9 protein-coding genes are annotated in these 13374 nt (G+C 42.7%); all 9 read right to left on the bottom strand.

Annotated features, from left to right (window positions below):
• Positions 1-5: 5 nt before the first annotated feature.
• On the bottom strand, positions 6-572 hold the full coding sequence (locus VTAP4600_RS00815; RefSeq protein WP_102521056.1) for a GGDEF domain-containing protein: 567 nt from the start codon (positions 570-572) through the stop codon (positions 6-8).
• Positions 573-701: 129 nt separating this feature from the next.
• On the bottom strand, positions 702-1886 hold the full coding sequence (locus tag VTAP4600_RS00810; protein WP_102521055.1) for a PAS domain S-box protein: 1185 nt from the start codon (positions 1884-1886) through the stop codon (positions 702-704).
• Positions 1887-2012: 126 nt separating this feature from the next.
• Complete coding sequence (ilvN, locus tag VTAP4600_RS00805) at positions 2013-2507, bottom strand: acetolactate synthase small subunit (protein WP_102521054.1); 495 nt, start codon at positions 2505-2507, stop codon at positions 2013-2015.
• Between the two features lies 1 nt (position 2508).
• A complete protein-coding gene (locus tag VTAP4600_RS00800) occupies positions 2509-4230 on the bottom strand; it encodes an acetolactate synthase 3 large subunit (protein WP_102521053.1) in 1722 nt (573 codons plus the stop codon).
• 425 nt (positions 4231-4655) lie between these two features.
• Positions 4656-6464, bottom strand: coding sequence for an AMP-dependent synthetase/ligase (locus VTAP4600_RS00795; RefSeq protein ID WP_102521052.1), 1809 nt, complete (start codon positions 6462-6464; stop codon positions 4656-4658).
• A 179-nt stretch (positions 6465-6643) separates the two neighbouring features.
• Positions 6644-7606, bottom strand: coding sequence for a transcriptional regulator LeuO (gene leuO, locus VTAP4600_RS00790; RefSeq protein ID WP_102523845.1), 963 nt, complete (start codon positions 7604-7606; stop codon positions 6644-6646).
• A 484-nt stretch (positions 7607-8090) separates the two neighbouring features.
• Positions 8091-11195 carry an efflux RND transporter permease subunit gene (locus VTAP4600_RS00785; protein ID WP_102521051.1) on the bottom strand — a complete coding sequence of 1035 codons (3105 nt, stop codon included), beginning with the start codon at positions 11193-11195 and terminating at the stop codon, positions 8091-8093.
• Positions 11192-12508, bottom strand: a complete 1317-nt coding sequence (locus VTAP4600_RS00780) for an efflux RND transporter periplasmic adaptor subunit (protein WP_102521050.1) — start codon at positions 12506-12508, stop codon at positions 11192-11194. The genes VTAP4600_RS00785 and VTAP4600_RS00780 overlap by 4 nt, the downstream gene beginning before the upstream one ends.
• Positions 12498-13160 (bottom strand): TetR/AcrR family transcriptional regulator, encoded by a 663-nt coding sequence (locus VTAP4600_RS00775; RefSeq protein WP_102521049.1) that lies wholly within the window; start codon positions 13158-13160, stop codon positions 12498-12500. The genes VTAP4600_RS00780 and VTAP4600_RS00775 overlap by 11 nt, the downstream gene beginning before the upstream one ends.
• Positions 13161-13374: the final 214 nt, after the last annotated feature.

Raw genomic sequence — 13374 nt, 5'->3', positions numbered from 1 at the left:
CACCTTTAAGCGACATCACTATCACTAGTACACGTAGAAACACAGTTTCGACCAGCAGCTTTAGACTCATACAGTGCTATGTCTGCAAACTTATAGCTACGTTTTGTGTCTCCAACAACATCGGTTATACCTATACTGACCGTGACTTGAATTGTCTCTTCAATTTCAACCGCTATTCTTAAACGATTTAACATGACATCAAGGGTTTTCAATTCTGTGTTAGGTAAAATAATGGCAAATTCCTCGCCTCCGATACGAGCAAGAAAATCAGTCTCTCTCAGTTGTTCCCCAAGAACCTGACCGACCTTATGGATCACACGGTCTCCTTCGTCATGACCAAATTGATCGTTAACTCGCTTAAAATGGTCGATATCGACTAACGCTAAGCAGCTGTGATATTTATCACGATAGCGCTCTACCAATCTAGATTGTTTTTGCAATTCACTATCAAATTTACGTCGGTTCCAACAGCCTGTTAGTTCGTCTCTTTCACTTAAATGACGTAATCGATCTTCTAATGCCTTTCTTTCACTGATATCTACAATTGAAGTAACATAATAACGGCTACGCATTTTGAAATTGACTATTTTTTGAATGCGAGTGATGGTAGTAAAAGATTCACCTGACGCTTTAATACTCGATAACTCTCCCTCCCAAAATCCACCATTTTTTAAGCCCGTAGCGAGATCGATAAGCTGCGATTATCTGTGTTTTTCTGTCAATAGTTTTAATGCATTGCAACCGACGATGTCGTCGTTGCTAAAACCTGTCATGCTTTCAAACTCTTTGTTGACCTTAATAATTCTATGTCGACTATCAGAGATCATCACAGCAGACATGCCATGCAGCGCTGCTCTCGCTAACTTACTTTCGAGGCTGCGCTTTCTATACACGTGAATAATGTAGGCCATGGGGAAAGCAAACAAGAGTACTGCAGACAAAGTTAATAATGCCTTGTGAGTAAGGTTATCAACTTCTCTTTTCACGCCTTTCCGAAGCTTTTTTTCATCAAAACTAATCAGTAAGTAAACCTCGTGCCCACTCATGAACTCGACGCTGCTAAAAACATACAAGCTGCCTTCGGAAAAATGATGCCCAGTTGGTTGATGCAGCATTGCGTCCCATACTTGAGGCTGCAACTGAGCAAAATTATATCGTTCGCGTTCTGGTAATAAATAGCCAAAAAGTTTATTTCGTTGGCGACTGATTAGATAGTCGCCATTTGAGGTCAGCACTTCTGGAATAAACTCATTTTTAGGCGAAAAATCTACAATCGTACTGAGGTTCCAAACATCTAAATTAACGAGAATGTAACCTAACCTCTGACCATTATAACTAACCGGTGTAAACACCGTTAAGATAGGTTGATATGGTCTAACTAACTCACCGTTCGTCTTTTTTAAATCGATGCCCCAACTTCCCACCTCGCCGTTTTGTGAAGACTTTGCGAAAGCAAAAAACTCAGAGGGGACAATGTCAAATTTTGACTCGTTTCTAGAGGCTGATTTAAGGTCGCTGACATAGCTCACGCCAAGATTTGATTTACCATCTAATGTAACAAACCGGATATCAGTGAACCATTCTTGGGCGCCAGCGACCGAAATCCACATATCTTCGACTAAAGTCTTATTGTGCAGATTTGGTTTGTCTAGGTAATCAAACAGATAATGACTGTTACCCAGTAATTCCATCGTAGAAGAGAGTTGAGCTTGAATATCATGAAACTCACGCTTACTGTACGCGAGCTGGTTTAGACTGTCGTTGGTGAGTTTGGTTTGATGTTGTTCAATTATATTTTGATATCGATAGTGGCTGTAAATCGCCACTAAGATTCCCGGTAGCATGCAAGCGAGTACTAGATAAATGATCACACTCTTCAGTTTCACATGCTGCTCCAAGATGGTAAAAATGGCATTATACCTGCGAATCCATATCTATAAAAAAACCACTTCGATTAGGAAGTGGCATTTGATTAAATCTGTGACACAAGTGCTGATCTTATGTGATCTTCGCTAGGCTTTTAAAGCATGTTTCCCTCTTGCGATACCAACAACACCGCTACGAGCAACTTCAATTACATCGGTTACTTCATTTAGAGCGGTGACACACGCGTCCAACTTCTCACTGGTTCCTGCTAGCTGCACCGTATATTGAGATGCAGTAACGTCAACGATTTGCCCTCTAAAAATATCGGCGGTTCGCTTAACTTCCGCCCTAGCAAACCCATCAGCCTTTACTTTTACTAACATCAATTCGCGTTCAACGTGTTCAACATCGGTCACTTCTTGAACTTTTAACACATCAATGAGTTTATGAAGCTGCTTTTGAATTTGCTCAAGCTCCATGGCATCACTGGCCGTTGTGATGTTCAAGCGTGACAAGGTTTCATCTTCGGTCGGCGATACCGTCAAAGATTCAATGTTATAGCCACGCTGGGAAAACAACCCCACCACTCGTGATAAAGAACCCGGTTGGTTTTCAAGTAGTAATGAAATGATATGTCTCATATTAGGTTCTCTCCGTTTTACTTAGCCACATGTTGTTCATCGCTTCGCCTTTAATCTGCATTGGATAAACATGTTCGGTTTCATCAACATTGATATCGACAAACACTAAACGATCTTTCATATCGAGTGCTTTCTTCAGTCCTGATTCCAGCTCACTTGGATCTGAAATTCGGATACCAACGTGACCATAGGCTTCTGCAATTGCAGCAAAATCCGGCACGGAGTCCATATATGAGTTAGAGTGGCGACCTTGATAAATAATGTCTTGCCACTGTTTTACCATTCCTAGGAAACGGTTGTTTAGGTTAATGATTTTTACTGGAATATCGTATTGCAGCGCTGTCGATAATTCCTGAATGTTCATTTGAATACTGCCGTCACCAGTAACACAAATCACCACTTCATCAGGGTGAGTAAACTTCACTCCCATTGCCGCGGGTAAACCAAAGCCCATGGTGCCAAGGCCACCAGAATTAATCCAACGGCGTGGTTTATCAAATGGGTAATACAATGCCGCAAACATTTGATGCTGACCAACATCGGATGCAACGAACGCATCGCCTTTTGTCAGCTTATATACGGTTTCAATCACTTGCTGTGGTTTAATACGTTCGCTGTTTGTTTCATAACTCAAGCACTTACGGTCACGCCATGTGTTGATGTCTTGCCACCAAGCTTCAATGGCCGCTTCATCGTTATTGCCGCCTTGCTCAACCAATACTTTAAGCATGGTATCAAGAACGGTATCAGCAGAGCCTACAATAGGAAGATCAACAGGCACCGTTTTCGAAATAGATGATGGGTCTATATCGATGTGCATAATTTTCGCGTTCGGGCAGTATTTATCTAGATTATTGGTCGTTCGGTCGTCAAATCTAACGCCAATACCAAAGATGAGATCGGCATTGTGCATGGTCATATTGGCTTCATAGGTACCGTGCATCCCCAACATACCTACTGCATTATTATGAGTTCCTGGGAACGCCCCCAAGCCCATAAGTGTGCTAACCACTGGCAAGTTTAAGCTTTCTGCCAGTTGTTTAATTTGTTTATCTGCACCTGAAATAATCGCGCCACCACCGATATAAAGCACAGGTTTTTTGGCATCAAGTAACGCCTTAAGAGCCTTCTTAATTTGGCCTTTGTGACCTGTAGTGGTTGGGTTATATGAGCGCATTTTAATGCTTTCAGGATATTGATAAGGAAGTTTGTTGAGCGGACTCATTACGTCTTTAGGCACATCAATAACAACTGGGCCTGGTCGGCCTGATGACGCGATGTAGAACGCTTTCTTTATTGTCTCAGGAATGTCTTCTGCTTTTTTGACCAAGAAGCTGTGTTTCACTACTGGGCGTGAAACCCCTACCATGTCACACTCTTGGAATGCGTCATTACCGATCATGTTGTTTGGTACGTTACCAGAAAAAACCACCATAGGAATTGAATCCATATATGCGGTTGCGATACCAGTAATGGTGTTGGTCGCACCTGGACCAGAACACACGAGGACAACACCAGGTTTCCCTGTTGCACGAGCATAACCATCCGCCATATGAGTCGCGGCTTGTTCATGTCGAACTAAAACGTGTTGAATGTGGTCGGTTTTTGCGTGCAGAGCATCATAAATATCCAAAACGGAGCCGCCCGGATAACCAAAGATTTGGTTTACACCTTCGTCGATCAGAGATTGAACTATCATCTCTGCGCCTGATAACATTTCCATATTTTTCTCCTTTACCGAGTCATCTTGGTTCTTTGATTGGAACCATAACGTCGGTTTTACATAGTTAGGGCTTATTCGTAGCCTAAATCGAAATTAATCCACGTTTCTTGCTATGTACTCTTTGTTAATCATAACTAACAAAGAGGTAACAAATGGCACTGTAACGCCTCACCTCTTAGATGTCTAATGCGGCGCAGCGCACAATTCTTGGAATGTATGGCTAAACAAAGAAAAGTACGACTGTTATGCGGAATCGACCTGCAAATATCAACATATAAAACCAATATAAAGGTTAATTTTAGATGGATATATTAAATAGGAGTACGGTAATTATGTTTTTAGGTGGGTGTAGAGCTGACTGTTTTGGGCATAAAAAAGCCCGCTTTCATCCGCGGGCTTATTCTTCATTAATCAAGTACTCAAAATCACTTCTTTTTATGCTTGTCTTCGTACATTTCGTCGATCTCGTCTTGGTAACGATCACTGATCACTTTACGACGTAGCTTCTGAGTTGGCGTCAATTCGCCTTTATCAATTGAGAACGCTTTTGGTAGAAGAGTGAATTTCTTCACTTTTTCAAATTTTGCTAACTCATGTTGAAGTTCGTGTAAGCGCTTTTCAAACATCTCAACGACTCCGTTATTCTTAATCAATTCCATTCGGTCATGGTATTTGATATTCAGCTCTTTCGCGTATTCTTCTAACGTATCAAAGCATGGAACAATAAGCGCAGAAACAAATTTTCTAGTATCCGCTATGACAGCAATTTGCTCGATATAGTGGTCTTTACCAATTGCGCCTTCAATCATTTGAGGGGCGATGTATTTACCACCAGATGTCTTCATTAACTCTTTAATTCGGTCTGTAATAAACAAATTGCCTTGTTCATCAAAATGACCTGCATCGCCAGTTTTTAGAAAGCCGTGTTCATCAAAGGTTTTTTCTGTCTCTTCAGGTAACTTGTAGTAACCACGCATCACCATTGGGCCTTTAACGAGAATTTCATTGTTCTCGCCAATTTTTACCTGTGCACCAGGCATTGAAGTACCAATGGAATCTGGATTAAATGTTTCATCCCCCCAGCACGACACTGTTGCTGTGGTTTCCGTCATTCCGTAGCCCAGCTTTACATTGATACCAATAGCATGGAAGAAACGTCCAATGGTTTCATCCAGCTTTGCGCCACCACATGGCATAAAGCTAATACGGCCGCCCAATAAATCACGTAGTTTAGCCAGAACGAGTTTGTCGGCTAACTTATGACTACGGGTCAACAACCATGAAGGGCTACGTTGCTCTTGCTGGCAGGCCGCCATTTTAGCCCCCATGTTAACCGCCCACGTAAATACCAATTTACGTGCAAACGGAGCGCGAGATACTTTTTCATGGATAGCGGAGAAAATTTTCTCATAAAAACGAGGAACGGCACTCATAACCGTTGGCTTTATTTCGCCTAAAGCATCTCGCACTTGCATCGTATCTTGCAGGTAGCAATTGGTTGCGCCTTTATAAAGTACGTAAAAAGTCCAAGCACGCTCAAATACATGAGACAAAGGTAAGAAGCACAAAGACACATCTTGGTTAGTCAGGCCGAGTCTTTCATCGTGGCCTTCCAACTGGCAACCTATATTGTTGTAGTCTAGCATCACGCCTTTAGGTTGGCCTGTCGTGCCTGATGTATAGATTAGGGTAAGAATATCGTCACAGTTTGCTTCATCAAGTCGCAGTTGAAACTCTTCTCTAGGAGTTTGTTGCCCCATGGCAACGAACTCATCCCAATGTAAGCTAGCGCAATGTTCGCGCAGGTCAATATCTGCCGACATCGCGACAATCAACTCAAGCTTCGGGCAGTCATCGAAAAAAGACACAGCCGCATCGTGTTGTTCTTGTTCACCAACAAATAGAACTTTCACATCTGCATTATCAAGAATATAAGCAGCCTGTGCGGGTGTATTTGTCGCATAAATTGGTACGGTCACAGCGCGAAGTTGAAGGGATGCAAAGTCTGCTATTGTCCATCGAGGCATGTTGTTGGAAAAAATGCCGACTTTATCCTGAACATTGATGCCTTGAGCAAGCAACGCTAACGACAACGAGTCCATTTGCTCGCCAAATGCTTGCCAGCTGATGTCTTGCCAAACGTCAGCAACTTTGTGGCGAAGCGCGGTACGAGCACCACCACTGATAACTTGGTCACGAAGACACTTTACGATGTGAAAATCTAAATTTGACATACTCTCTACCCTTGGCTTACACATGTAAGCTAACTGAGCGCACAAGTGTACATTTGACACCAAAAAAGGCAACCAATCCGAGCCGTTTTTGATGCACTTCAATTGTAAATACTCGTTAACTGCACAAAAAAAAGCACCGACGAAATACGTCGGTGCTTTTCTATTTTTGTTTTATATGATTATCGTGCTGCTGCGATGGTTTCGCCACAGATCATCATCAATTGGTCACGCATCCAGATGTGCGCTTTGTCTTTCTCACTTGATTCATGCCAGCTTAGGTAACCAGAGATAAATTTGTTCTCTACTGGAAGATCCAAGATTTTCACGTTATCAAGGTTTGAAATGCTCTGTACCAACCAGCGTGGTGCGATAGTCACTAATTCAGACTGACTCACTACATAAAGGATGTTACTTAAGCTTGAGCCTTGGTAAGCAGAGTGACACTCTAAGTCACGGTAAGCTTGCTCAGAGAAGCTACGCATGCCATTAATTCGAGACAATGTAGCATGGCTTTCTGCTTTTAACTCTTCAAGCGAAATATTGTCGCCTAAACGAGGGTGACTAGAAGAGGCAACAACAACCAATTCATCACTGAAAATTTCAGTGCTTGAATAACCTTGCTCTTCAAAGCGAGCATAGTTAATTACAAAATCAACTTCTTGATAACGCATTTTTTCGCTCAACAAGCTATCAACATCAGAATCCATATGAAGCTTAATGCCAGGTGCTTGCTTCGAAATCGAGCTCATGATGCTTGGAGCAAAACGCATATCGCAAGGGCTACACACGACCAACTTAAATAGTCGAGACGAAGATTCAGGGCTGAAGATTGAGCAAGGTAGCTCATTACGGATAAGCTGCAAAGCTTGACGTACAGGACCAAACAATTGACGAGCACGCTGAGTTGGTTGAATACCACGACCATGACGCATAAACAATTCGTCATTAAACATATTTTTCAAGCGCGCTACAGCATTACTTACTGCAGGTTGAGACATACCCAAGTTGTGCGCTGCACGAGTGATATTTTGCTCTTGCATTACTGCATCAAATACAGTGAGAAGGTTCAGATCCACACCGCGTAATGTCGATTCCATTCGATAGCCGGCAACGGCTTGGTTTGTTGCATTTCTGTTCGACATTGTGTTTGCCTCTATATGTATTAGTTCTTTGCTATTGAGATATGGCATTTGCCATGCTATCGAAAACTCTGCGCTCCGCTTGAAGCCATTTGTCACGCCTATGCTTTCGCTTTGCATATTAATATCCAGCAATACGTCCACCTTCACAAGAGGTTTAATATTAAATTATTATTTTTTACGCCACTGAAACGATTGGCAAATAAAAACAATGAGTTAGCCTTGTTATAAAAAAAGATAAAGTGGGCTTTTTCATGTTCCTTTATATCGAATGAGATCTAATTAATAGTTCTAACAAATGTAACGCTTCACTCCAAAACGATTTACCCCACAAATTCAAGCTTTCACTCACATTTGAAAACTGTATATTCGCATTTCATTACGCAATCGTTAACCTCTTTACTGAGTCAATACTACCTCTCCAATTAATAAAAAAGGCAGCCGAAGCTGCCTTTAATCTCAGTGAAAAACTGATGAACTCATCAAATTATTGGATTTGCTCATGCTTATGCACCACGCCAAAATCGGCTAATATCGCATAAGCTGCTGGTATCATGAATAACACCAGCAAGGTTGATGCGAAGATGCCAAACACAATAGAAATAACCAAAGGTTGAATCACCTGCGCTTGAAGGCTCGTCTCCGTCAGCAATGGCAGTAAACCAGCAGCAGTTGTTAACGATGTCAGAAACACAGCTCTAAACCTCTCACGACTGGCAAGGACAACAGCGTCATATACACTGTCTCCTTCATCAACGTGATGTCTGATATATTGCACCAGCAAAATTGAATCGTTAACCACGATACCCGCAAGCGATACGAACCCCATGATGCTTGGCATACTTAATGAGTGCCCTAATAGAAAGTGCCCCCAGATCACCCCGATTAACGCAAGGGGAATAGCAAGCATGACCACAAAGGGTTCCAAGTAACTTCTAAACTGATAACTCAATATGACAAACACACCAAATAAGCCCAGTAAGAAACCACTTGCGATCGAGCTTCCTGTTTTCGCTGCGTCTTTTGCTTCACCTTCAAAATCAAAACGCAGTCCTGGGTACTTAGTTAACAGCACGGGAACTTCATCTTTGACGAATTGATTCAAAATCTCAGTCGAGCTGGCTTTACTGTTATCCACATCGCCATACACGCTAATTGTCCTTAGCCCATCAATACGTTGAATTCGTACGTAATTACGCTGGAAGTCTAACGTCGCAATCGATCCTAATGGGATTTGCGCCCCATCTGATTTAATGATGGGGAAGTTAGCAAGCTGCTGTAAGTCACCGGCTTGCAGTTTATCCAGCCTAACCTCAATTTTAATGTTTTCGACACCGACTTGAATTTCATCTGCCGTTTGGCCGAAAAACGCTGAACGCAGCTGATTTGCTATCATTTGACCGTTAACACCATAAGTTTCAGCTCCCGGTCTTAGTTTAACTAACACCTCTTCTTTACCAAGACGCATGTCATCTAGCACCCCGGTCACGCCATCAAACTGATTCAAGTATTGCTGAATATCCAGCGACACCGCTTTAAGTTCTTCAAGGTCGTCATGCTTAGCTCGAATTTCTATTGCTCGACCACCAGGCCCCATCACGGGTTGCTTGAACACAAGTGAGACCGGTTCGGCTAATTCACCCACCTCTTCTCGCCACGCATCCACGAAGTCATCCATCACTGTATTTCTTGTCTCAGCTCCCAGTAAATCTAGACGTACGGTAGCAAGGTGCGGCCCGGATTCGTCCGCATCGGCATTAGCGTTAAACTGGCTCGTTATGTGTTCAACCAGAGGTCTTCCGCCTTCAACACGTTCACTCCAATCTTTATTTACACGTTCCGCCGCACCGATAACATGGGCGACCACCATCTCGGTTTGGCTCAAAGACGCGCCTGGCGGCAAGATGATTCTTGCTTCTGCAATGTCGCCGTCTAAGTCAGGAAAAGGGACAAACTTCACGACACCACCAGCCACTAAACCAACCGATGCCAGCAATGTCGCGAGAACGCCCCCAAGAAAGGCATAGCGCCACGCCACCACAAAACTAACCATTTTCACTAATTTGGTATTGCGAAAGTGTTCAAACTTTTCTAATAGCACACGCTTAAATTTAAGCGGCTTACGCTCGTTTTTTTCTTTATGTAGCGAATGAGATAGGTGGGCTGGCAATATTAAAAATGCTTCAACCAAACTTAAACTCAGTACCAAGATCAACACTTGTGGTACCGCTTTTAATACCGCTCCCATTTCACCATCAAGAAACAGCAAGCTGCCGAAGATGCATACGGTGGTGAGAAATGACGAAAGAACACCGGGAAAAACTTTTGAAACCCCTTTATATACTGCGTCTTCTATCGACTCTCCCCGATCAAGATGGGAAGCTATCGACTCGGCAATCACAATCGCATCATCCATCATGATACCTATCGCCATCAATAGGCCGACCAAAGACATGATGTTGATAGACAACCCAAGTTGAGCCATCAGAAATAAGCCACCTAAGAAGGCGACGGGTAAACCTGCGGCAACCCAAAACGAATAGCGAAAACTGAAGAATAACCACATGGTGGCAAAGACCAGCAATATGCCTTGCCAACCATTCTCAAGCATCATGGTTAAGCGGTCCCACAGAACAGAAGACAGGTCGTTAGTCATTTGCAACGTCACACCGTCTGGCGCGATTAACCTTTGAGCCTCAACAAACTTGCTGACTTGTTCTTTGATTCGCAACGCATCATCGGCCTTATTTTTGCTGATTTTTAACATCGCTGATGGCTGACCATCAAACAGAACTTTTTGCTCATCTAATTCGAAGCGATCACTTATTGTTGCAATATCACCTAAGCGGATCACACTGCCATTGGGTGCCGATCCAACAACAATATCTTTTAATTCCTCTGGTTTGATCCGTCGTTCATCAAACCGAATTAGAAAGTTTTTGTCTGGCGTTTCTATATTGCCGCTTGGCAGTTTGATATTTTGCTTACCAACTTGAGTGGCAATATCCGCGACCGTTAACCCCAACTGTCTAATAGCGCTGCTATTGAGCTCAATTCTGTATTGATGATCAGAGAACCCGCTCACCGTGACCAGTGACACATCATAATCGAGCTTAAGTGTGCGCTTTAGATCTTCTGCATAAGCTTTTAATTCAGGCCAGGTGGTATTTGCGGTGATCGCCACATCAACAACCGGTTCATTCCAATCCAGTTCTTTAACGACGGGTGATTCAATTTCATCTGGAAAATCATTAATGGAGTTAATTTGAGTTTGTACGTCCACCAGCATACGGCCAATGTCAGCTTTTTCATTCAACTTGAGTACCAATCGCGCAGAGCCTTCAATGGCTTCACAACGGGTTTCTTCAATGTTAGCGAGCCCATCAACAGCGTCTTCCATTCGCACACACAGGCTTTCTTCTACTTCCTGTGGTGATGCACCTGGGTAAACAACCGCCGCCATAATATAAAGAGGGCTAAATTCAGGAAACGTCTCTCTTTTTAAGTTTGGTAAAGAAGTCAGGCCCACAATCAATAGCGCCAGCATCAACAAGTTTGCAGCTGTTGGATGGCGAGAAAAGAAACGAATCATGCTGGATCCTCCTCTTTACTGTCATTCACTTCTCTTAGTAACATTCCATTAATGGCAGGCAATAGATCATTGAGGATCAATTTGCTTCCCTGTTCGAGATCGCCATCAATGACAACTTGATTGTCTCGACGGTACAGTACTTCAACCGTTTCAATGGTCAGCCGATCTTCATTATTCATTAGATAAATTTTGTCACCATGCAGTGCACGCTCAGGCACGACCCAACTCGGATTTTGTTGCCCTAGCATTTCAGCCTTAACAAACATGCCATTAATTAAAGGCGGAGATGTGTCTGGTTCGATCTTTTCATAGTCCTGTTGGATTTCTAAAATCACCCCCACCGTGGCTTGATTTAAATCGACGGTTTCACTGATCCGAGCAACCGTTGCTGGCCACTTAACATTGAGATTGCCACTGTTTAGCTCAATGCTTGCGTCAATCGCTTCTACCTTAAGTGTTGGCAATCCATGTTCTTCGCCTTTGAATGTGTCTAAGCTACCGATCAATGTTCGCATATCATGCAACGACATTTGTGCTTCCACTTCCATCACATCTAGTCCATGCCCGACCACCATCGTTTGCTGCATGTTCACCACTTGATTTTGCTCAACATCAACTTCTGAAATTCGTAGGTCCTTAGGCAGTGTGATTGACGTTTTCTCTAAAGATCTCTGGGCTTCTTGCACTCGAGCTTGGTTCATTTTGACTTGAGCCGCCGCTACCTTTCTTTCATCTGGAAATAAGGTAAGCTGGTTTTTCATATCCAGAACCAGTTTTTGTTGAGATAAATAAGATTGATTTTGCTGATCAAGATCTGACTGAGATGCCAAGCCTTTTTTACGTAAGTTTTGCTGCCTTTCAAGTTCATTTTTGCTTATCGCTAAACGATTCGTCTCGATCTTTATCGTACTTTCTAAGTTGCTTTTTTCGAGATCAAGCTTAGAAAGTTGTACTAAGCTAGACGTTAAATCCGCTTGTGTTTGAGCAAGTTTCAACTCGTAATCTAACGGGTCAATGCGCAAGATTTCTGTGCCAGCTGGCAGCATGCGACCTTTTTCTAAATGAGGATGACGATAAACCACTTTACCCGTCACTTCCGAAATCGCCTTCCACTCCAATTTAGGCTCGACCTTGCCAAACCCTATTGCAATCGGTGCCATCGCTTTTAGCTCTAGTGGCATCACCTCTACCAAGCGTGCTCGCGATCCTGCTGGTTTTGTTGGAGGCGTAGGACGTAAGTTCACCGCTAATACCAACAATAAAACGCCAACGGCAAAAACAGGAAAGAACAATAGTTTACGCTTAGATGTCATGGGAATGTCCTTGTAATTTAGAATGTGGATCGAGCAGAAATCCGTGAGCAATGAAAGAAAGGTTATGATTAAGTAATCGTTTTAAATACGCTTCATCCAAAACAACGCCATGTAAATCGAGCATTTTCGGTGGTGCTATAAATGGGAAAACCATTAAACTGACGTAGGTCATTCGACATAAGTCAGGATCGAGTTCAGGCCGTATCACACCGTCTTGTTGCATTTTTTGAAACAAGAGCCTTTGCGCTGGTAAAGTGACGTCTTTAAAGACTTTTTCAACAAGCTTTCGTTGAATACTACTCTCTTCCATTAACATCACTCGGCACAATAAGCGCGGAAAATCAGGGCTTTTTATCATCATTGCGTAATACGTCTTCATGATGCCGAGAAATCCCTCGGTATCGCTGCTAGTAACTAATTGGCTAACGTGTTGTTTCATAGGCTCCATCGTCTCCCGAAGCATGGTCTCAAACAGCCCGTCTTTACTGCCAAAATAGTAGAGAATCATCGCCATATTCACGCCCGCTTTTTCAGCCAACATTCGAGTCGATACTTTTTCATATGGCATGGAACTGAACAACTCTCGTGCATGAAAAACGAGGCTTGCTCTAGCATCTGTTTTCTCAATTGGTCGCCCAGCTTTACGCACCATGTCTATCCCCCTGAATTAATCAATCGAATAATTATAGACACTCTTCATACAATCGATAGCTAAATAATTAATCACTATTTCATCAATTGAATAATTAATAATGGCTGTTTTTTTGGATTAACTGATCCGATATGAAGAAAATACGTAACAAACTCTTGACGCGCTTCATGGAGTACGGTACTAATTTGTTAACTTAATTTTGTGGAATGTTTAA

Source organism: Vibrio tapetis subsp. tapetis (assembly GCF_900233005.1).
Classification (GTDB): Bacteria; Pseudomonadota; Gammaproteobacteria; order Enterobacterales; family Vibrionaceae; genus Vibrio; species Vibrio tapetis.
This window is presented reverse-complemented; position numbering and strand designations above follow the sequence as displayed.